This window comes from cyanobacterium endosymbiont of Rhopalodia gibberula, from assembly GCF_003574135.1.
Taxonomy (GTDB): Bacteria; Cyanobacteriota; Cyanobacteriia; order Cyanobacteriales; family Microcystaceae; genus Rippkaea.
Genome location: NZ_AP018341.1, coordinates 1,710,302 through 1,733,067, shown reverse-complemented (window position 1 = coordinate 1,733,067; position 22,766 = coordinate 1,710,302). Strand labels below are relative to the sequence as shown.

At 32.8% G+C, this 22,766-nt stretch carries 13 protein-coding genes and 1 tRNA gene; 7 read left to right on the top strand and 7 right to left on the bottom strand.

Annotated elements, in window-relative coordinates; translation table 11 throughout:
• Positions 1–334 precede the first annotated feature (334 nt).
• On the bottom strand, positions 335–1,828 hold the full coding sequence (gene purF, locus RGRSB_RS05565; protein ID WP_119260191.1) for an amidophosphoribosyltransferase: 1,494 nt from the start codon (positions 1,826–1,828) through the stop codon (positions 335–337).
• 404 nt (positions 1,829–2,232) lie between these two features.
• Positions 2,233–4,539, bottom strand: a complete 2,307-nt coding sequence (gene purL, locus RGRSB_RS05560) for a phosphoribosylformylglycinamidine synthase subunit PurL (protein WP_119260190.1) — start codon at positions 4,537–4,539, stop codon at positions 2,233–2,235.
• A 1,371-nt stretch (positions 4,540–5,910) separates the two neighbouring features.
• Here purL and fabG point away from each other — a divergent pair.
• Positions 5,911–6,666 (top strand): 3-oxoacyl-[acyl-carrier-protein] reductase, encoded by a 756-nt coding sequence (fabG, locus tag RGRSB_RS05555; RefSeq protein WP_119260189.1) that lies wholly within the window; start codon positions 5,911–5,913, stop codon positions 6,664–6,666.
• 1,707 nt (positions 6,667–8,373) lie between these two features.
• Here fabG and clpB read toward each other — a convergent pair.
• Positions 8,374–10,992, bottom strand: coding sequence for an ATP-dependent chaperone ClpB (clpB, locus tag RGRSB_RS05550; protein WP_119260188.1), 2,619 nt, complete (start codon positions 10,990–10,992; stop codon positions 8,374–8,376).
• 1,141 nt (positions 10,993–12,133) lie between these two features.
• The gene (locus tag RGRSB_RS05545; RefSeq protein ID WP_119260187.1) at positions 12,134–12,340 is read right to left on the bottom strand and encodes a hypothetical protein; all 207 of its coding nucleotides are present in this window, start codon (positions 12,338–12,340) and stop codon (positions 12,134–12,136) included.
• A 264-nt stretch (positions 12,341–12,604) separates the two neighbouring features.
• Between RGRSB_RS05545 and tmk the strand changes: the two genes are divergently transcribed.
• The 6 genes from tmk (at position 12,605) to RGRSB_RS05515 (ending at position 19,373) form a co-directional block, all read left to right on the top strand.
• Positions 12,605–13,237: a dTMP kinase gene (tmk, locus tag RGRSB_RS05540; RefSeq protein ID WP_119260979.1), complete on the top strand. Its 633-nt coding sequence runs from the start codon at positions 12,605–12,607 to the stop codon at positions 13,235–13,237.
• Between the two features lie 1,349 nt (positions 13,238–14,586).
• Positions 14,587–16,092, top strand: coding sequence for a thymidylate synthase (locus RGRSB_RS05535; RefSeq protein ID WP_119260186.1), 1,506 nt, complete (start codon positions 14,587–14,589; stop codon positions 16,090–16,092).
• Positions 16,093–16,579: 487 nt separating this feature from the next.
• A complete protein-coding gene (gene dut / locus RGRSB_RS05530) occupies positions 16,580–17,008 on the top strand; it encodes a dUTP diphosphatase (RefSeq protein WP_119260185.1) in 429 nt (142 codons plus the stop codon).
• An 81-nt stretch (positions 17,009–17,089) separates the two neighbouring features.
• Entirely contained in the window at positions 17,090–17,623 is a 534-nt protein-coding gene (locus RGRSB_RS05525; protein WP_119260184.1) for a deoxycytidylate deaminase, read from the top strand.
• 148 nt (positions 17,624–17,771) lie between these two features.
• Positions 17,772–18,821, top strand: coding sequence for a glucokinase (locus RGRSB_RS05520; RefSeq protein ID WP_119260183.1), 1,050 nt, complete (start codon positions 17,772–17,774; stop codon positions 18,819–18,821).
• Positions 18,822–18,902: 81 nt separating this feature from the next.
• Complete coding sequence (locus RGRSB_RS05515; protein ID WP_119260182.1) at positions 18,903–19,373, top strand: hypothetical protein; 471 nt, start codon at positions 18,903–18,905, stop codon at positions 19,371–19,373.
• Positions 19,374–19,468: 95 nt separating this feature from the next.
• Here the strand turns inward: RGRSB_RS05515 and RGRSB_RS05510 are convergent, their stop codons facing one another.
• The 3 genes from RGRSB_RS05510 to RGRSB_RS05500 all read right to left on the bottom strand — a co-directional run bounded on the left by RGRSB_RS05510 (position 19,469) and on the right by RGRSB_RS05500 (position 22,510).
• Positions 19,469–20,671, bottom strand: a complete 1,203-nt coding sequence (locus RGRSB_RS05510; protein ID WP_119260181.1) for an amino acid ABC transporter permease — start codon at positions 20,669–20,671, stop codon at positions 19,469–19,471.
• 749 nt (positions 20,672–21,420) lie between these two features.
• Positions 21,421–21,492, bottom strand: a tRNA-Lys gene (locus RGRSB_RS05505).
• 145 nt (positions 21,493–21,637) lie between these two features.
• Positions 21,638–22,510: an aldose epimerase family protein gene (locus tag RGRSB_RS05500; RefSeq protein ID WP_119260180.1), complete on the bottom strand. Its 873-nt coding sequence runs from the start codon at positions 22,508–22,510 to the stop codon at positions 21,638–21,640.
• Positions 22,511–22,766: the final 256 nt, after the last annotated feature.

Sequence of the window (22,766 nt, the reverse complement as noted above, 5' to 3'; positions counted from 1 at the left end):
ATTAAATAATTGTTAGTGATTATTAGTTTTTTTATCTTTTTCCAAGCTTTCCCTCTTTAAGAGATCTTAATATCTTTTTCTTTCCAAATTATTTCTTTTCCTTTTATAATCAATCCAAAAATTGTTTTCCCAAAATACATTTTTTTATAGATTTATCAAATCTGCAATTTCTCTGCCTTTCCATCTCCTTAAATTTAAACATAAAAATGTTTCCACTGATTATTTATAGCAAACTTAAAGGGAATTTTATCTGTAAAGTTTCAAAACTTCTTGGTTTTATTTAATTATTGAGAATAATAGGATAAGTCTACTAATTATTTTTAGGTAAAAAGACTCATACTGTTGCTTCTTCCACAAGGAGCTTAGATCGCTTAATTATTTCGGGAATGCTAACAGGATAATCTCCAGTAAAACAAGCAGAGCAGAAACTATTAGGATCTTCTCCCGTTACTTCTAACATTCCGTCCCAACTCAGATAAGCCAAAGAATCTACTCCTATTTGTCTTGCAATATCAGCAACAGATTTGGTGGCTGCCACTAGCTGAGTTTGGTTGTCAGTATCAATGCCATAAAAACATGGATGAGTGACAGGGGCAGAGGAAATCCTCATATGTATTTCCTTAGCATCAGCATCACGTAAGGCTTTGACAATTTTACGACTAGTGGTTCCTCGTACAATAGAATCATCTACTATAATCACTCGTTTGTTTGCCAGTACATCTTTAAGGGGATTCAACTTCATTTTTATCCCCGACTCTCGCATCTGTTGAGTAGGTTGGATAAATGTTCTTCCTACATAACGATTTTTTATTAACCCTTCCCCGTAAGGAATTCCTGATACCTGGGAAAACCCAATAGCTGCCGGAATACCAGAATCAGGAACTCCCATCACTAAATCAGCTTCAACAATAGATTCTCGTGCCAATTGTCGCCCTAAACGCACTCGATAACTGTACAGAGTTTCACCGTGCATTATGCTATCAGGACGAGAAAAATAAATCATTTCAAAAATACACAATTTCCGTTTCGGTTGAGTTACCCAGTGGAAAGATGATAAACCATTTTCAGTAATCCAAACTAATTCTCCTGGTTCTACATCCCGTAGATAGTCTGCCCCAATAATGTCTAAGGCACAAGTTTCTGAGGCAAGAACATAACGAACAGGATTTCCTTCTAAAGTACCGATAACTAAGGGACGAATACCGTTAGGATCTCTTACTCCCATTAATCCCGCTGGAGTTCCAATAGCTAAGCTATAGGCGCCAGAACACAATTGAAGCGAACTAATAGCTGCTTCTAACCAGTCTTTGCCCTCATCAACTTCTTGGGCAATCGCTACTGCAATCATCTCTGAATCGGTGCTAGTGTCAAAGTGGCAGCCTCGTTTTTTTAGTATCTGACGTAACTCTAGAGTATTGACAAGGTTGCCGTTGTGTGCAAGAGCTAGATGACCTAGACGGGTGTTGAGAACAGCAGGTTGAGCGTTAGCTTTTTTACTAGATCCTGTAGTTGAATAGCGGGTGTGTCCGACTGCTATTTTTCCAATCAATTTATCTAAAATAGATTCTTTAAAAACTTGGGAGACTAACCCCATGTCCTTGTGAATGTGAACACCATCCTCATCTAAAGTTGCAATTCCGGCTGATTCTTGTCCTCGATGTTGTAGGGCATAAAGTCCAAAATATGTTAGTTTTGCAACGATTTTTTCGGGGGCATAAAGTCCAAAAACACCACAGGCTTCTTTTGGTTTTCCAGAAGGCTGATAAAGAGGGTCAATGGTAGCAGTCAGTTGCTGATGAGAATTAAGAATCTGGTCGTTAGCAGTCATGGATAGGATTTTGCTCCTGAAAGAGGCGGTCTGGCAATTTTAGCTGAAATCGGTCTAGTTAAGAATACACGAACATGCTTTAACAGTTTTTTATCTAGTTTAACCAAAACTTTTATCTAAGGTTAAACGATTATAAAGCGCAGCCCTCTAATTTGTATAGACCAGTGATACTAATTTAAATTGTTTTTAATTTAAAATTAATATTGGATGTTTAGTTTAAAAAAACTGATCATTTCTTCATAAGAACCATTATTACGGTATTCAAAAATCTGCTACTAACTGTACTTATGCATATTTTTCAAAAATTTTATGACATTTAATTAATGAGTTTATTAAGTTTTATTTAAACATTAAAAAATAAAAGTATAAACGTCTGCTGCAGACATTTATACTTTTATTTAAGTCTAAACTTTCAACCGTCTTTCAATTGCTGTTGACCAGGTTTTCAGCATCTGCTTGATATCTAAATTAATCAGAGAAAAGTTGTCATAAACAGCGATGTTTAAACTCTTAGCAGAAGTATTACCTATTTTTTGCCAATTTTTGCTCAACTCTTGATTCAAATAGCTTTCCAATTTATTTCGATTTATGGGACTAACAGAAATAATTATTTGTCCAGTTACTTCTCCAAATAACAACTCATCAAGTCGTTTCTCATCTTCCACTTGTAGGAAAATCTCCGCCCCTAATCTACCACTAATGCAACATTCGGCTAAGGCAACAGCTAGTCCGCCTTCTGAACAATCATGAGCAGATTTTACCCAACCTTGACGAATGGCATTACGGCATACTTTTTGTACTAAAATTTCAGTATTAATGTTTACTTTAGGTGGCTTCCCCGCTACTATCCCATGCGAGCTAGCTAAGTATTCTGACCCTCCTAAGGTAGGCTTATTGCCTATTCCCAAAATATAAATTAAATCCCCTACTTTTTGCCACCCTTGACCGCATATTTTTGTAATATCAGGAATTAATCCCACCATTCCTATGACTGGAGTAGGATAAACAGGTTGAGGTTTTCCGGCAGAATCAATCGTTTCATTGTAAAGGGAAACATTTCCCCCAGTCACTGGAGTATTTAAATCTCGACAAGCTTCAGAAATACCCTCACATGCTAGAGCCAATTGCCAATATCCAGTAGGGTTTTCAGGACTACTAAAATTGAGATTATCCGTAACTGCTAAAGGTTCGGCTCCCACACAACTCAAATTTCTAGCAGCCTCAGCCACAGCGGCTTTTGCCCCTTCGTAGGGGTCAAGATAAACATAGCGTGAATTACAGTCAGTGGTAGCCGCCACCCCAATCTTACAGGTGTTTGGGTTTGCTTCAATAGGACGAATACGAATTATCGCCGCATCAGCCTCTCCAGGCAAGATTAAAGTATTATTCTGAACCTGGTGATCATATTGACGATAGACCCATTTTTTTGAGGCAATAGTAGGAGTATCCAATAATTCTAAAAGAATTTCATTCCAGGATTTCAATTGACCGTTAATCTCAATCCCATTTACTGTGCAATCAGGTAAACTTTCAGTCGTCCACTGCCAAGCTATCTGGGCATATTCAGGGGGATTTTCTGGTAGTTTTCGATGATAAATAGGAGTATTGTTGGCTAAGGCCGTAGCTGGAATTTCGGCAGCAATTTCTCCTTCAAATAATATCCTAACAATGGGTTCACCAATAACGGTTCCAGCAACCACTGCTTGAAGTTCCCAACGGTGAAAAATCTCAATTAATTCTTGTTCCCTACCTTTTTGGGCAACAAATAACATTCTTTCTTGGGACTCCGACAACAGGTATTCATAGGGAACCATTCCGGTTTCTCGTACAGGAATCTTATCTAAGTCTAATTCAACTCCTACTCCTCCATTAGCTGCCATCTCTGAAGTGGAACAGGTGATTCCTGCTGCCCCCATATCTTGAGCGGCGACAACTGCACCAGTTTTAAAGGCTTCTAAACAGGCTTCAATTAAAGATTTTTCTAAAAAAGGATCTCCCACCTGTACTGCAGGGCGATCAGCCATAGATTGGTTCGTAAGTTCCGCACTAGCAAAACTCGCTCCTCCCATGCCATCTCTTCCAGTAGTTGAACCGATGTATAAAACTGGATTGCCAATACCTGACGCCCCGGATTTAACAATTTCGGAAGTTTCCATCAACCCCAGGGCCATAGTGTTCACTAGGGGATTGCCGGCATAAGTAGTATCAAAATAAATTTCACCTCCGATAGTAGGAACTCCAACCGCATTACCATAATGAGAGATTCCTTCAACTACCCCAACAAATAATCTTCGTGTTTTGGCGTCTTCCAAATTACCAAAGCGCAGAGAGTTCAAACAAGCTATAGGACGTGCTCCCATGGTAAAGATGTCTCTGAGAATACCACCAACCCCTGTGGCTGCTCCTTGAAAAGGCTCGACCGCAGAGGGGTGGTTATGGGATTCAATTTTAAAGGCTAATTGTAGTCCATCCTCCAAATTTACGATCCCTGCATTTTCTCCTGGACCAACGAGAATGCGATCACCCTTTGTCGGGAATTGTTGTAGCAAGGGGCGAGAATTTTTATAGCAACAGTGTTCTGACCACATGACCCCAAACATTCCTAATTCCGCCTTGTTAGGATGGCGCCCTAGTCTTTGAACAATTTCTTCATATTCTTGGGGTTTGATACCTTCTGCGGCGATTTCTTCTGGTTCAAAGGGATTAATCATAGAGGACTGCCTAGGAGAACAGGGGTAATAGCGATCACTGTTTAAAATTTGCCAGCAGGATCAATCACTGGTCATTTAGTTTAAACTCATTCGTTTGTTATTGTTTAATTTTCTAGTCCAAAATTCTCATTACCCTATCTGAGACAAAATAAGAATTTTATCAACAAGAATCACAACAATATATTATTGATAATGTATTCTATATGATACATCATTAATTACCACAATTACATTATAGTTCAGTCCCACCATTAGTTTAGTAGGGTAAAATCCTATATTGCTGATGCTACATATTGACGCTGCTAATATTTTGGTTGTATATAAATAAGTTTCTACTTTAAATAAATGTTGGTAGATTTTTTTATACATGAATATACTAAGAATGTATAAGTTTACTTTGCCGTTGATGTTTTAGAAGTATAACTTAAGCCATTTTTTATAAACTTACTACTTGAAAATAAAGAAAAATACTATTTTTTTATTTTTCATACTTCTACTTATTAAAAATTTACATAATAAAAGTTTTTAAAATTTTTAAAAAAGTAATAAAAAGTGTTAGAAGATAAAACTTCAATAGTTGAATATAAAATAGCTTTAGCGATTTTTTTGCAGAAGCTGTTTATTTATATTTATCCATAAAAGGTGTTAATAATTTAGCAGAGAAAGGTTTTAATAAAGACGGTGACAAAATTAGTTATTTGACTATTTTAAAATAAAAAAAATATTTACTACTTCATGAAAAGCAATAATAATAAATTGGAATTAATTAAAAAATTATAGCAGCAAGGTCAGGAGTATTACAGTTAAACTACTAAGTTTACTAGAAAGTTTATTGTCTAGCGGATTTTAAAAATCTAACATAAAGACTACTGAAATAAAAATGTCGTTTTTATAGGGAGAACTGACTGCGTTGAAATAGATGATGATATTTTATACTGAAACATTTAATAACTCAGTATCACTACATAAGCTAGAATTTTTTGCAGATAAACAACTGCAATAGTGGGTAAAAAGTTATTGCTTTCACAAATTAATATTTAGTAAATACTAAAATAAAAGAGGAAGTTTTGTTCCTATTTAATTTGTTTGTAGAAAACAATTAGTTAAGATGTTTAAACAGTTAGATCCAGGCTTAAAATCCACAAAAATAGTATGGATAAATTATGTTCACGTCAATATAAATTATAAAAATGAGATCAATATTGTGATTTCAAAAAGAATATAGAAGACTTGAGATTCGAGAAGCTAAATGTAGAAAGAAAAGGAATAACTTTTGATAGAAAGTATCTGTAATACTCTAATCACTTTTGAATAAATGTTCCCTGAACCCGTAAGATAGTGTTTAGCAAGATACAATTGGAGAGAGTAATCATGGCAGATAGTCAAGTAGATTTAACAGAACAAGTTTCGATCGTTACAGGAGCATCACGGGGAATTGGTCGAGCGATTGCTCTGTCTTTAGGATCTACAGGACTAAAAGTGGTGGTTAACTATGCTCGTTCTAGCACAGCCGCCAAAGAAGTAGTACAAAGTATTATTGATAAAGGAGGAAAGGCAATTGCAGTTCAAGGAGACGTTTCCAAAACTGAAGAGGTTAATACTCTAGTTGAAACTACTTTAAATCAATTCGGAAGGATTGATGTTTTAGTAAATAATGCTGGAATTACCCACGATACTCTTCTTATACGGATGAAGCTTGAACAGTGGCAAGAAGTGATCGATCTTAATTTAACAGGCGTGTTTCTCTGTACGAAAGCGGTCGCTAAACTAATGTTAAAACAGAAGCGTGGACGGATTATTAATATTGCCTCGGTTTCTGGGCAAATAGGTAATCCAGGTCAAGCAAATTATAGCGCAGCTAAAGCTGGTGTAATTGGATTAACAAAAACCGTAGCCAAAGAATTAGCTGGTCGTGGTGTGACAATTAACGCAGTTGCACCAGGGTTTATTACAACGGATATGACTAAGGATGTTAAGTCTCAAGAAATCATTAAGTTTATTCCCCTTGGTCGTTATGGAATGCCTCAAGAAGTAGCCGGAATGGTTCGTTTTTTAGCCACTGATCCAGCCGCTTCTTATATCACTGGACAGGTATTTAATGTTGATGGCGGGATGGTAATGGCGTAGGAAATGGTTGATAATTAATAGTGACCAGTTGTCAGTAATACGGTGACTGGTCAACTTATATTAAACAGCAAATCTATGATAGAAAGACGGCTAAGTTAATTGATGATAATAAAAAAGAGAAACAGCACAAGTTCCAGAATTCTTCAATGATGAAGGGAATCAATTTGAGCGATTCTTAGATCTATTTAAGATAGATATAAATAGAGTTATTTCTGATAAAATGTTAATGGTAATCTGAAGTCAGATTTTAGGGGATTATTAAGAGATAATATGGTATGTCATTGATAGTAATAGAGAAGTTATTAATTATGTTACCTACGATAGGTTTAGTTAGATAACTTCTGAGACGAAGAGTAATGTTTATTTCCGGTTGAGATATGGGGACAGGAGTTAAATTAGAAGATGAGACTTTATTATTTTTTCATTAATCTAAAACGTGACGGTTTATTAGTAAAAATTCTATGGGGTTTAAACGTGGAAATATGAATTTCTATCAAAATCACTGATTCTAGCGAGCTTGTCATGTCAAAATCAAAAATATAAAGATAAAGTCTAATTATCAATTCTATAGTAGAATTAAAGCCAATCAGAAGATAAAATTTAGAGTCAGATTGGGAGGAAACTGCTATGCGAAGCTCAGGCTATGAATAATCACTTTGAAAAAATATTATTAATAGAATATAATTACGGATTGCGTAATAGTAAAGAGAAAACAATCTCTTCTAAAATTTCTTTTATTAAAACTTCTTTTTTTTAAAAAAAAAGCGATTTTATTTATTAAAAAATATTTCTATATTTTAGTTTTTTATATTTATAATTATTGATTTAACTATTTTAATATTATTTTTATTTATTGTTTACTTAATTTATTTATTATTCTTCTATTTTTCTAAAAAATATTCTTTTCTTATCTAAGAAGATAACTATTGTGAAGATTCATAAAACTGTATAAAGATATTAAAGAACTTTGCTAATCAGAAAAAAAATAATTAAATAGTCGATAATTTGGAATGATTAGAGAATGTACAGAAACTACTTTTAAAAACTGCTAAAATATTTTTGCGTAGTGCTATATCATAGTACTGATCATATCATATTTTATAAAGATGAATTTTTATATAGATAATTTTCTTAGTCCAAAGTAAATTTCTAATAGTTAATTTATCATTTTAGTCAAGTTTATTATAGCTTTAAGCAAAACAAATATAAGTTGTTGTTTGGTCTATTTCTTGAAAAGTTAAACTATTCCCTATCTGATCAACGATTTCCTCATGATTAATAGTGAATTATTCCAAATTTAGAATCTAATTTATTAAACTGAGTTGAGCATTTAGTATCATAAGTATCAATCAAGTCAAAGTAAATATCTTAACTTGATTTAATTAAAATAAAAAGACTAATATAACGCCGTTTATATAAAAAAATTACAGCTTTTTATTTATAAGCTTATGATTAATAATCTAACCTTGTTTGTATATTCTGTATTTTTACACAAGAGGTTTAATGAAATTAAATAAATAAAAATTTAAAGTTTTGCTCTATAAAGCTCACAGAATCCCAAAAACTTAATTCTTATAAGAATTAAGTTTTTGGGATTCTGGAATAATGAAGCTATCATTATTAGTCTATAAAAATAGATAAATATTTCAACTTCTAGCTTCTAGTTTTTATTTTAGAGGGTGAATATTACACACTCTACAATACAATTTAAACTATTTGCTTGTCATCAAACAAACATTTAAACGTCAGTCGTTCATTTTCTAGATCTACAAAAATAGTATCTCCTGCTTTAAATTCTCCCCGCAAAATTGACTTAGCTATCGCAGTTTCTAAATATTTTTGAATTGCTCGTTTTAATGGTCTTGCACCATACACTGGATCATAGCCTATTTCTGCTAGAAAATTTAAAGCTAATTCCGATAAGTTCAGGCTGATTTTTTGCTCAGCTAATCGTGTTCTTAATAACTGAATCTGCCTGTCAACAATCTTTTGTAATTGACATTTCTGTAACCCGTGGAAGATGATGATTTCATCGATACGATTAAGAAATTCAGGACGAAAACTATGACGCATTGCATCCATCACACGGGAACGCATTTCCTCATAAAGAGAATCATCTCCAGCCACATCTAAAATGTATTGCGACCCAATATTACTGGTCATGATGATAATAGTATTCTTGAAATCTACTACATGACCTTGAGCGTCAGTTAATCGCCCATCATCGAGAATTTGTAACATGACATTAAAAACATCATTATGGGCTTTCTCGATTTCATCAAACAGAATTACAGAGTAAGGACGACGACGAATAGCTTCAGTTAATTGTCCTCCTTCATCATAGCCAACATACCCCGGAGGCGCACCCATTAAACGGGATACTGTATGTTTCTCCATATATTCAGACATATCAATGCGGACTAAAGCTTCTTCCGTATCAAAAAGATTCTCGGCTAATGTCTTGGCCAATTCCGTTTTACCAACCCCTGTAGGTCCAAGAAAAATAAAACTTGCAGTAGGACGGTTAGGATCAGAAAGCCCAGCACGTGAACGTTGAATAGCTTCTGAGACAGCTGTTACAGCCTCTTCTTGTCCAATCAATCGTTTATGGATTTCATCTTCTAAATAAAGTAATTTCTCTTTCTCTGATTCCACCAATTTGCTAATAGGGATTCCTGTCCATTTAGAAATAATCTCAGCAATATCTGATTCTAAAACTTCTTCTCGTAATAAAGTTTTTCCAGTCGTTTGACGTTCTGCAATTTTTATCTCAAGTTCCTTAATCTGTCGTTGTAAATCTGTTAGTTTTCCATATCGTAATTCTGCTGCTTTATTAAGATCATAATCTCGTTCTGCTTGTTGAATTTCTAAGTTGATTTGGTCGATAGTCTCTTTGATCTTACTAATTTCATCAATAGCCTCTTTTTCTGATTGCCATTGAGCATTAAGTTGAGATTGTTCTTCTTTGAGATCTGCAAGTTCTTTCTCAAGTTTTTCTAACCTTTCTATAGAGACGATATCTACTTCTTTTTGTAAAGATAATCGTTCCATTTCTAACTGAATAACTTTGCGATCCACTTCATCTAATTCTTCAGGTTTAGAAGTGATTTCCATTTTTAATTTAGCGGCTGACTCATCTACTAGGTCAATAGCCTTATCTGGCAAAAAACGATCACTAATATAACGGTTAGATAACATGGCCGCAGCAACTAAAGCGGTATCGGCAATTTTTACTCCGTGATGAACTTCATAACGTTCTTTAAGTCCCCGTAAAATAGAGATAGTATCGACTACATTTGGTTCATTAACTATGACCTCTTGGAAACGCCGTTCTAAAGCAGCATCTTTTTCGATATATTTACGATATTCATCAAGGGTTGTTGCCCCAATACAGCGCAATTCTCCTCGTGCTAATCTGGGTTTTAGGAGGTTCCCTGCATCCATCGCTCCTTGTGTTGCTCCCGCTCCAACGACGGTGTGAATTTCGTCAATGAACATGATAATATTCCCTTGAGAATCTGTAACTTCTTTGAGAACTGCTTTAAGACGTTCTTCAAATTCTCCGCGATATTTTGCCCCGGCGATTAATGCTCCCATGTCCAAGGCAATTAACTTTCGGTCTCGCAAAGATTCAGGGACATCACGGTTAATAATCCGTTGTGCTAACCCTTCAACAATAGCAGTTTTACCAACTCCAGGTTCCCCAATTAAGACAGGGTTATTTTTAGTTCGACGAGAAAGAATTTGAATAGTTCGACGGATTTCGTCATCTCGTCCAATAACCGGATCAAGTTTACCTTCTCGCGCTAATTGGGTTAAATCCCGACCGTATTTTTCTAACGATTCATATGTCTCTTCAGGGTTTTGACTAGTCACTTTTTGATTTCCTCTGACTTGTTGAATAATCTCTTTTAATCGAGTTTCATTGATACCAAATTCTTGTAGTAAAGCCTGACCAAAACGGTCGTCTTTAGCATAAGCTAACAGCAAATGCTCAACAGAAATATAATCATCTCCAAAGTCTTTACGAAATTGTTCAGCCCTGTCAAGAAGACTATCTAGGCTCCGTCCTAAATAAATAGATTTGCCAAGGTTAGATACTTTGGGTTGACGACGGATAAATTTTTCGGTCTGGTCTTGCAGACGTTGAATACTAATATCCGCTTTATTAAAGACGCTGGTAGCTAACCCTTCTAGTTCGAGAAGAGATGCCATCAAGTGTTCGCTTTCAATTTGTTGATGACTATGTTGTTTAGCAATATCGGGAGTTCGAACAATAGCCTCCCATGCCTTTTCGGTAAATTGATTAGGATTAGTCGGTTGCATTGTTTAGGAGCAAGTATAGTAAAGCCATACCAAATATTGTAAGTGCGATAAATTTCTAGGTTAAGACGGTTAACCCTACTATTTATGGTTGGGTTTATATGAGCAACATTAAAAGATTAATATATCAATTGTGGACTTTATATTTATTAATAAGTCTTCAATTAGTAGAACAAATAAAAATTAACATCTAAACAAATAAGACAATTAAATAATATTTTTATATAGTCTTTTGACACAGATTAAATATAAAATAAATAACTTTTTTCTTTCTAATAAAAAATAATTTTCATAACAAAGGAAAATGAAATATTTAAAATTCTAAAAAGAGAATACCTAAAAAGATGTTAAAAATCTAAACTAAGAAAGTAATAACATCAAAATAACTAGGTCTTAAACAAGAGAGGGTATAAAATTGAATAATAGTAAGTATTTTGGACTATTCTATATTAACTATTTTTCAATAGTAAACTTAAATCCTTACTTTGAAAAATCTCTAATTTCCTAAAAAGAATGTAAATTAGATTTATAAAGTTAAAGAATACATTAATAAAAAAATTTTTTGGAGTCATCGACTATTGATTTATAGTACTTCTTCTAAAAGAGCTATTTATTTCACTTAAAGATAAAAAAGATTTACACAAACAGTAAGGTCTAAATTAGACTAGGTGTATAAGGTATCATCGATAAGATAAAATACTTACTAAGTTAAAAGCGAATTTAGAAACATTTTTGAAAAACCCAAGATAAGGTATCGTGATTATTTAAGTTAGTTAGTTTGTGCCAACTTTTTATTAATCGCACCTAACTGTAAAGTAATTATTTTCTATTTTTATTTAAAAAACAGTTCAATAGATGGTAAAAGATATTAACAATTAATTAAAACTTATTAAGAGTAAAGCTTATTGGTTTATAAATTTTGTAAGTTTTTAGTCTTGAAGTGTGAGACTTAGTATGTAACTAGTAACTAGTTGATTCTATATCCTAAATCAGGTGCAACTATTAATTTTAAGTTAATTATCGTTCTATCAATTTCAAACAATAAATTAGTTCTCCTAAAAAATTTATTATTTTTTTATAAAAATCTTTTTGGGACTATTAATTCTTCGTTGTTTTTTTGGATTATTAAATTTATTTAAATTAATTAATGGCTAAATTTTTGAGCTTGAGCAACCAGTCCGGCACTCACATAACGTCCGTAATTATCGAGACGATCTTGTTGAGCAGCACGAAAAGGAGATACAAAAGTATCAACTAAGCCAGAACTCATCATCATGACAGTAGCCGCGAGAATGATATAGTTACGAATAACGATGACGTTTTCGTTAACAGTAGTTATTTTGGTAAACATCTTGGTGGTTTCTTTTTTATGTGAACGCTTTTACTATATAGGAAACAAATTGGTGATGTCAGTCCCAAAACCCTGCATATCTGGGGTCGTAGTAGTTCTCTTTTTCTCCTTAAAAGTGGAATTAAGTAGAAATTTTTCTATCCTCAACACAATTACCCGATAGGGGATTTTAGAAGCCTCTCATTGAGAAGGAGTATCCAAGATGAAGGCATCGCTGTCATCGGAGCAGTCCGTACTACTATACTGATTTAATATGAGATGACTATGAAATCATTATTTATTGTATTAGAAGGAATTGACAAGGCAGGGAAGTCAACTCAGGCAGAATTATTAAAAAACTACTTTCTTACTCACCAGCAGCAAGCTGTTATTAGCTCTGAACCTACTGATGGGCCAATTGGTAAATTAATTCGTGAAGCTATGCAAAGTAAAATTATTGCAATTAAACAGAAAGAAAGCTTTGATGAACAAATGGCTTATTTATTTACAGCCGATAGGCATTATCATTTATTTAATGACATAAATGGAGTTTACAAATTAATTAATGAAGACCATACTCATGTCATAGCAACCCGTTATTATTTTTCATCTTTGGCTTATAATTGCGATGCTCAAAATGAGTTTATTTTTGTGGCAACACTAAATCAAAGATTTCCTGATCCTGATGTAGTTTTTTATATTGATATTCCCTTAAAAATTGCTTTATCTAGACTCAATAATTATTCTCTTAGAGAAATATATGAGACAGAAAAAAAGCTCAGAAAAGTCAGACATAACTACGAAAATATTTTTAAAACTTATGAAGGAAAAATGTTCAAATTAGATGGAACTGGATCCATAGAAGAAATACATAGAAAAATTTTAACTTATCTTAAAGAAACTTTTAGTAGTTTTTAACTTATGATATTACACTGAACTGAATAATGTAGAGTCAACTAATAAAATGCTAAAACCAAACACTTTAAAGTTTAAAAATACTAAATTTTCTTAATCTATAAACTCTCTTTTTAGAAAACTTCAATTTATTATTAATACCTACCATTATTTTAGGTAATGGTTTCTTCAATTCAACACCTAACTATCCCACAGTTTTTTAGTTACAATAATTTTTAGCTATAGTAAATGAGTTTTTTAACCATAAAGCTAGTTTTAAGAGTCCTAATACCCAGTTTAAAGGTTTTTCAAAATTTGTTCTAGATTACTATTTAGATTAGTGTATTTTTGAAATAAATAGCTAGTTTTTATATAGTTATTTTAACTTATATTTTTATTTTTGTTATTTTTTTGTTTTTTAAATTAAAATGTATTTGTTTTTATTTACTACATTTTTTCTTTTTGACTAGTATTTTTAAGCTTTTTAGCTTCTATTTTAATTGTTTTTCCTTAATTATCCAATTGAGAATTGACTGGGTTCATTACACGGAATGCATTTACTACTACTTCAGCTTGTGATATTAATTTATTGATAATTTATTTATAGAAAAAGTTTTTCTAGATCTATATTTAGATTTTTACTAAAATTAAAAATCTATTTTCCAAAAAACTTCTAGTTATTTTGCTATTAATTTATTCTTATTTTCTGATTTCTATAAATATTATGCTCACTTCCTTATTTAAGTATCATAACGCAACAGAATAACTATTTATTTCTTTGACAAAAACAATTCTATTAATTAATTATTGTTTTTAGCTATAATTAATTATTTAAATTTATTAGTATGATCTATATTTTTTGTTTATTTACTTCATCTTCTTAAAATAAGTATTGCTTTAAATACTTTAGTTTTTTGTCTAAAAAACAACAGTTAAAATTTTCTTTAAATTTATTTACGCATTGATTGTATCTATTTCAAGATAAATAGATTATTTATAGAAAATATTTTTATAGTTATTAATTCATTACTTAATAAGTATTTTGCTAACAAAAAAACATAAATATAAGTTATTTTTATCTCTATTTATCACTCATTATTTAGATCTAAATAATGAGTGATAAATAATAAGTTTTTCTAAATTTAAAATCTCGTTTATTAAACTAAGTTAAGTATTTAATACTAAAAGTATAAGTAAAATTAGAACGTTTAGCTTAACATAATTTAACTTCAACATCAAGCTTACTAGAATATTAGCTGTATAATAATTACAGTTTTTATAAAGCGATTGTTGGCAATCAAACTTTGTCTCCGTGTTTTAATTTTTTATATGACAGGTTCGTTAAAACTAAATTAATTACTCATAATTAATTCATGAGAATCACTCAATCAAAATGTAAAGTTGAATACATTCCTCATTATCAACCTAATCAACTGATCTGTGGTTATGGACGGACTGCCATCATCACTGGATGGACAGTTCGACAGTCAATAGCTAAACGTTTAAACTCAGAAGACTATGCAGTTATTGGTAATTTGTATAGTCCTACTAGGGGAATTAGTCCCTTAATTCGTAATTTATTAGCTAATCCTCATGTCCGGTATTTAGTAATTTTGCAGGCAACAAAAGAAGATAAAAATGCTGGAGGATGTCGATGTTTATTGGATTTTTTACGACAAGGTTTTAGACAAGGAATTAGCGATACAGGCAGAAATATATGGGTGATTAATTCTAAGATTACTGGATATGTTGACATTGAAATTCCTGCTGATATCTTAGAAAATTTACGTCGTTCTTTAAAATACCAAGAAGCAATATCAATTGAAAAAGCAATGAATATAATCCAAGAATTTAATCAATTGAAAATAGAACCTTGGGGAGAACCGTTAACTTTTCCTGAAAGAGAAAGTTATCCAACAGTTTTACCAGGTCCTAGATATGGTCATCGAATTGAAGGAAAAACTATTGCGGAAACCTGGGTTAAAATATTACATAGAATTAAAACAATAGGAACAATTAGACAAACAATGTATGGACAATGGCAAGAATTAATTGATCTAATAGCTATTGTTACCGATGAACCACCAGAGTTTTATTTTCCTGAGCCTAATTATTTACCTATTAAAAGAAGTTTTCTCAAAGATTATATTGAACAAATCTTAGACGACGCGCCCCAAAGAGAAGGAGTAAAGTATACATACGGACAACGCTTAAGATCATGGTTTGGACGAGATCAAATTGAACAACTAATTAATAAATTGGTAGAAGATATTCACTCATCAAGAGCCGTCATGTCATTGTGGGATGTAAGCGATTATGAAGATAGCGATAGTCCTCCTTGTCTCAATCATATTTGGGTGAGAATTGTTGATAATGAATTATCCTTAACTGCTACATTTCGTAGCAATGATATGTTTTCTGCTTGGCCAGCTAATGCAATGGGATTAAGATTTATGCAGCAATTTATTCAAGATAAAGTTATCAAAAAGTCAGATCATAATTTAACTTTAGGTCCTCTAATCATTATTAGTCAAAGCGCGCATATTTATAATGACTGCTGGGAACATACACAACAAATTATTGATACCGAATATACGAAGAGGAACCAGAAAAGAAATTTTGATGACCCCAGTGGTAGCTTTTTAATTTCGGTCAAGGATAATCGTATTGTTGTTGAACATTTAACTCCAGGGTCAGGAGAAATTGTCAACTGCTATTCAGGTAAACTTGCTCGTCAACTGTATCAGAAGATAGCCTTAAATTCCCCTAGCATTCAAATTGAACATGCGATGTATTTAGGGACAGAATTACAAAAAGCAGAATTATGTTTAGTTAACAAACTAAATTGTTATCAACAAGATATACCACTAATTTTTTAATCAATAAATACGTATTATACTGTTTTTTTATAAAAAAGAATAACAGATATTAAATATAATGATCTCAAGTTAAATAGAAGTAGTTTATATTCTTTATGAGATAATTTTAAATTTTAAAAATTAAAGTTATCAAAAGAAAGTCAATAAAAATTATTTTTTAGTAACTTACAAAAAATACTAGTGCGCTCTTTAAAAAATAGTTATTAGGTAAATATAGACAAAATCGGGAATATTTTGTGATCAAACATTTGAATTAAATTTAATAAAACTTAGAAAATAGTCTAGCTTTAAAAGCTTATATTAAAGTTTTGATAAAATTATTAGATTTTGAAAAAATACACACTAAAAAAATAATGCACTTTTCAAAAGTTTTTTAAAAATTTTCCCTTTTACTGTAAGACTAGAATTGTAACCTTTGATTTTTTTCAACAAAGATTATTCTAAGAGATAAAGACATCTGTCAAAAACAAAAAGAAAACATAAGTAAATGAAACTTAAAATTATAAAATTAAGAGAACAAGCAGTACTTCCTAGATACGAACATAACAATGATTCAGGTCTTGATTTAATTTCTATAGAAAATGTAGAAATTAAATCGGGAGAAAGTCAATTAATTAAAACAGGAATTTCTATTGAATTACCTCCAAATACTGAGGCACAAATACGTCCCAGAAGTGGACTGGCACTAAAGCATAAAATCACCGTTTTAAATACGCCAGGAACTATCGATGAGGGATATCGAGGAGAAATTGGGGTTATCTTAATTAATCATGGAAAAACATCTTTTCGAGTTACACAGGGAATGAGAATCGCTCAAATGGTTATTGCTCCAGTAATTCGAGTTAGAATTGAAGAAGTAGATGATTTAAGTGATACAACCAGGGGTCCTAGAGGATTTGGTTCAACTGGTTTTTAAGTCATTTTCTAGGAAATTAAAATTAATAACTCATTCATAAAATAAAAGAGTTAATTATAAAGAATAACTCCATAATAGCAAATGAAACTATTAGAAGAACAACGACCAACCTGGGATGAATACTTTTTAATGATCGCTAAACTGGCAGCGACGAGATCGACCTGTTTAGCATTTCCTGTCGGTGCAGTTATTGTCAAAGATCGACAAGTATTAGCCACAGGGTATAATGGTTCTCCGTCAGGAGCCGTTCACTGTACTGTCCAAGGTTTTTGTTATAGCGAATTAAGTAGCTGCAATGCCTCTAGCGGCTTGCCATCTCGTGCGGTTCATGCAGAAGCAAACGCAATTGCCCAAGCAGCAAAACATGGAATTACCACCGATGGTTCTGTTGTTTATATTACCTTGGAACCCTGTATTTCCTGTTTGAAATTAATCATTTCTGCTGGTATAAAAAAAGTTTTCTACGAAACCGAATTTAATAGTGGAGATAAACTTTTGGTTAGAGATTCTTTTGTTAAAGATGGTTTAGTGACTTTAACTAAAATTAGACTTTCTAAAAAAATGGCACAACGAGCCTCATTATTCCTATTAAATCCGATATCAATTTCTAAGTAAAAATAGCAATTTAAGCGATTACTCGCAAATTGTATTTTTACAATATACTTTAGATCTAAGTCCTAAGAGATTGTAAGTAATATCGCTTCCTCTTGAACCCTTAGCTCTGAACCTTTACCTCTAATTTAAAACGGAGAGAAGTCTTGTCGTGAGTATTTTATTAGCTGGAGATATTGGTGGGACCAAAACCAGTTTACGTATAGTTGAGTCAAAATTTCCTGATAATACGAACAACCTACCAGAGCAAACAACCTTATATGAAAAAACCTATCCAAGTCAAAAATACTCTAATCTCGTACCGATGTTACAAGAATTCGTCCAAGAGGCAACCGAGAACTTAAATCAATCTTTTAAGCTAGAAAAAGCTTGTTTTGGGATAGCAGGACCTGTGGTGAATAATACTTCAGAACTAACCAATTTAAATTGGTATTTAGACGGTGATCGCTTACAACAAGATCTATTCTTAAACAAGGTGACCCTAATCAATGATTATGCTGCTATCGGCTATGGTATTTTAGGACTAACTTCTGACGACTTGTTCGTTTTACAAGATGTTCAGTCTAATCCCCAAGCTCCAATCGCCATTTTAGGAGCTGGAACTGGTTTAGGAGAATGCTTTTTAGTGCCTTTAAGCGTAGGAAATACTCGTGTTTTTGCCTCAGAAGGAGCTCACGCAGATTTTGCTCCTCGTTCCGCCCTAGAATTTGAATTGCTTAACTATATCAGTGAAAAATATAATTTAGAGCGGGTATCGGTAGAAAGAGTGGTTTCTGGAAGGGGAATTGTCACTATTTATCAATTTTTACGTGATCGCTATCCCAATAAAGAATCAGAAGTATTAGCTAAAATTTATCAGACTTGGCGAGAGGAACCCTACAAAAATATTGATTTATCGGCTGAAATTTCTAAAAAAGCCATAAAAAAAGACGATTACCTTTGTCAGCTAGCAATGCAATTATTCGTTGAAGCCTACGGTGCAGAAGCAGGAAACTTAGCACTAAAATTATTACCCTACGGAGGATTATACGTTGTTGGCGGTTTTGCGTCCAAAATTTTACCCCTGATGCAACAGGGAGACTTTCTTAAAGCATTTCATTCCAAAGGACGGATGAAAACGTTGATGCAAAAAATTCCGGTGTATATCGTTCTAAACTCTAAAGTTGGCCTAATTGGTGCTGCCTTATATGCGGCGAGATGAATTAATCGACGCGGTTACCACTGCTAATAACTGATAGGATTGTTTGAGTTACTCTTTATTACAGAATTTTACCTCGCGTTTATGGCAATTGTAACCTTACTTCCTAACGCACCTGATATTTCAACAGATGATTACTGTGTTTTTGGCCTAGCAACATGTTATTTGAAAGAAGATGGAGAATTTTTTGAAATTCAGGTGATAGAACCTATTCCTTCTGCCGCATTAGAAACTATTTTGAAGGGTATTCCTACTTCCTATCAATTAGCTTGTGCAAGATCGGTAGGGGAAGTTATAGAAATAGAAAAAGAAGTATTACATAAACCCTCAGATTTTCCTGATAACGCCAAATTTTGTTTTAATTTTGCTGAAAGAGTCGTAGCAACAGTACGAACTTATAAGACACGAACGGAAGTAAGAGCTCATATTCCTGAAGGAACTTCTAGAGATGATTTTAACTATTCATTAGAAAGAAAGCGAGTTCTTAATGAGGTTAATATTGTACGGAAAGAAGATAATGTGAAGCAGCATTCTCATGCACGTCAAATACTTTAATTAGGGAGGTAGTGCAGTAATCAAAACTACGAATCTCCCGTCAAATTGACGATGCTTAGCAGGAGATTCGTAGTTTTGATTTTGGATGACTAAATCTAAGTTTTACTTGTACTTAGTTTTTGTTCCAACCGACGACTTGTTAAGGACATCAAATAACAGAATACCCAATAAATTACAGCAATAAATAAATAAACTTCTGCATAACGACCAATAAACTTAGGGTTCGCTAGAATTGATTGAGAGATTCCTAATAAATCGACTAATCCGACAATAGCTAATAAAGAAGTATCCTTAAATAAACTAATAAATTGACCAACAATAGTAGGAATAACAGCTTTCAATGCTTGAGGTAAGACAATTAATATCGATATAAAGATTGTATTAAATCCTAATGCTTTGGCTGCTTCTATTTGTCCTTTGGGAACTGATTGTAATCCTCCTCGAACATTTTCTGCTAAATAAGCCGAACTAAACAACGTTAACCCTGCAATCGCTCGAATCACCCGATCAAGACGTACTTCTATAGGCAAAACCAAAGGTAACATAACCTGAGCCATGAAGAGAATACCAATTAAGGGTAAACCGCGAATTATTTCGATATAAGCAATAGATAACCATCGAATTACAGGTAAATCACTTTGTCGTCCCAAGGCCAATAAAACTCCAAAAGGAAAAGATAATGTAATACTTACAATAGCGGTTAACAGAGTTAGAATTAATCCACTTAAGTCATCCAGCCTAACAGTTTGAAAAAATAGTCCTCCCTGAATTACCCAGAGAACAACAAAAAAGGTTGATACCCAAATTAATCCTAACCAAGTTTTTAGAGTGGGAAGTTCTTGTCCTAATTTTTGTCCCTCCCAACTACTGATAATTGATAAAATTAGTAGTCCTAGAAGTAATAAGCTAGATTGAGTACCTACAGGAATAGCTAATAGAGAAAAAAACACTGCTAACAGAGAAAGTAAACTAATAGTAGTTATATTAAACAGTTTAATTTTGCAGTATATAATTCCCCAGGAAAACCCAGCTAAAGTAATAATTATTCCCAGACTTAACCAAGTGCGCCACAATAAATTAATGGGATATCTTCCTACAAAAAATAACCGCAAGTTTGCTTCAACAACTTCCCATTGTGCTTGGTTGAAAGACCAATGAATTAAACTTGAACTAGTCCAGTATAAAAAAAGAATACTAATGAAAGTGAGAAGGATGTTATACCAAGTACTAAAAAGATTCTTCTTTATCCAAATTAAAATACTGGTATGATGTGCAGGAGGTAAAACAGAATTAGGCATAGGTTATTTTTAGATATAAATTGGTTTTACCAAACTTGTGTATGGTAGACTGATAGTTATAAATCTGGAACATAAAATAGTATAAGGGAAAAGATCAAAAAGATGTCGTATATTAATTATTTTAAAGACTTAAAAATTTAGTAAAAAGGTTCGGATATTACAGAAAAATACTGTCTCTTCACTAAAAATATTCCAGAAAGTCGATGTACGGTTTGATCTAAAGAAAAAAAAGTGCTATCTTAATTTCGGCCGATATAGCAGGAAGATGTAGAAAACTATATAGGGTGGAATACATTAGATAAAAAAGTTAAAATCTGTTCTCTGTTACCTCCTCTTAAAGTATTAGTTTTACATGATGGGTTTGATTGAATATATAAACATTTGAAACTTTAAATAACTTAGAAATTATTAATTTGTTTCTAGTCAGATATATAGTTGTTATTCCATAAATAAAATCTTTTGTAATGTAAGATTCTAGTGACCAGTGAGGGGCAGTAGTAATTATAATTAATAAAGCACTAAAATTTAAGGTTTGAATAGTAACAGCTAAAGAAGATAGACAAACTGCATAACCACAACTATGACCGACTTCAGCTAAACAGATCATAAGTTTAGCTATGGTATCAAGTGTCTTGACTCTGTTGATACATAAACACAACTATGTCAACTTAATCATATTGACATTTAACTGGTTTCTGAAATGAACACCTGTCACAGCTGACAAATATTTTTTTTCATCGCATCACCAATGGGTCGCCTGGGATTCGAACCCAAGACCAATCGGTTAAAAGCCGAGTGCTCTACCGCTGAGCTAGCGACCCGCTGTGTTTTTTACACACTGTGGCAAATGATAACATCGATTTTAAAGAAGTGCAAGCCCCATTGAAGAACTTGCCTAAAAACCTCTAGGGGATTAATAAAGTTAGATTTAGAATACACTAGGAAGTTGTAACTTTTAAAAAATACTTAAATTGATTTGACACTCATCTCAAACATTGCCTCGCAGGTTGCCCCAGGGTCAAGTTCCGTTAGGTTATTGCCTGTATTCAAGGCATTACGGGGTGCTGTCCAAGGTTCAAGACATACATAATCCTTTCCTTTAAGAGTCCAAAAGACAAAGGTAGAATAGATATCTGACCAACTGAGAACTAATTTTAACTTTCGGTGATAATCAGTCATAGTAGCTAAAGAACGACTCAAAGAATGAAACCCCACATCGATTTCGTTTTGGTCAAAGTCAAAGGTTCCGTCATAAGAAAAAGTTTTTTTGGTTGTTTGATCTTGATATTCTGAAGAGGGGATATCGAAGAAAACTTTGCTTTTATTAGGAACATAATAATAAGGATGAAAACCAAAAGAAAAAGGCATTTTTTTCTCAGATTTATTAGCATATTTTTGACGAATAATTAAAGAGTTACCCTTAAGTTCGTAGGTAAAATCTAATTGAAACTCAAAAGGGTAAACTAGGCGGGTTTGTTCATTACTTTTCAGGGTTACGGTTAAACTAGCACAGTCATCTGTTCCTTGTTGAGTTACTTTCCAGGGTAAATCCCGAGCAAACCCATGTTGTTTAAGAATGTAAGTTCTATTGAGATAAGTATAGGTATTATTATGAATATTTCCGCAGATAGGAAAGAGAACAGGAACTCCACCACGAATACTCATTTCAGGTTTGGAAAACCGTTCCTTATCTAAGTAGAGAATATCTTGACCTTGAATTTTCCAAAGGAGAATAATACCTCCTCGTTCAGGAACAACTGTTATTTGAGAGATAGCTTCAGAGTCTGAGAGAGTATAGGTTAAATATTGCTCTTTTTTGAAAGTAACTGAAAATGCCATAACTTTTCTTGTTGACTTATTTTATGAACTAGACTTATGTCAAGAGCTTTATTATATAATGAACTGAAAATAAATCAAAGATAAGAATAGGTAAATAGTAAACAAGATCATAATAATATTATCTCTTCTAGAGTTTACACTCTTTATTTAAGTTAATTAAAGGAGAAGTGAGGACAACATCCTGTTACAAAGTTTTAAAAATTACGTTTTGATAAATGGTTAAAAAACTTATGGTGAAAGATTCTCGAGTAAAAAC

Excerpts from the sequence above, each read along its gene's own strand:
- purF (WP_119260191.1), bottom strand. The coding sequence starts at position 1,828 with ATGACTGCTAACGACCAGATTCTTAATTCTCATCAGCAACTGACTGCT.
- purL (WP_119260190.1), bottom strand. The coding sequence starts at position 4,539 with ATGATTAATCCCTTTGAACCAGAAGAAATCGCCGCAGAAGGTATCAAA.
- fabG (WP_119260189.1), top strand. The coding sequence starts at position 5,911 with ATGGCAGATAGTCAAGTAGATTTAACAGAACAAGTTTCGATCGTTACA.
- clpB (WP_119260188.1), bottom strand. The coding sequence starts at position 10,992 with ATGCAACCGACTAATCCTAATCAATTTACCGAAAAGGCATGGGAGGCT.
- RGRSB_RS05545 (WP_119260187.1), bottom strand. The coding sequence starts at position 12,340 with ATGTTTACCAAAATAACTACTGTTAACGAAAACGTCATCGTTATTCGT.
- tmk (WP_119260979.1), top strand. The coding sequence starts at position 12,605 with ATGAAATCATTATTTATTGTATTAGAAGGAATTGACAAGGCAGGGAAG.
- RGRSB_RS05535 (WP_119260186.1), top strand. The coding sequence starts at position 14,587 with ATGAGAATCACTCAATCAAAATGTAAAGTTGAATACATTCCTCATTAT.
- dut (WP_119260185.1), top strand. The coding sequence starts at position 16,580 with ATGAAACTTAAAATTATAAAATTAAGAGAACAAGCAGTACTTCCTAGA.
- RGRSB_RS05525 (WP_119260184.1), top strand. The coding sequence starts at position 17,090 with ATGAAACTATTAGAAGAACAACGACCAACCTGGGATGAATACTTTTTA.
- RGRSB_RS05515 (WP_119260182.1), top strand. The coding sequence starts at position 18,903 with ATGGCAATTGTAACCTTACTTCCTAACGCACCTGATATTTCAACAGAT.
- RGRSB_RS05510 (WP_119260181.1), bottom strand. The coding sequence starts at position 20,671 with ATGCCTAATTCTGTTTTACCTCCTGCACATCATACCAGTATTTTAATT.
- RGRSB_RS05500 (WP_119260180.1), bottom strand. The coding sequence starts at position 22,510 with ATGGCATTTTCAGTTACTTTCAAAAAAGAGCAATATTTAACCTATACT.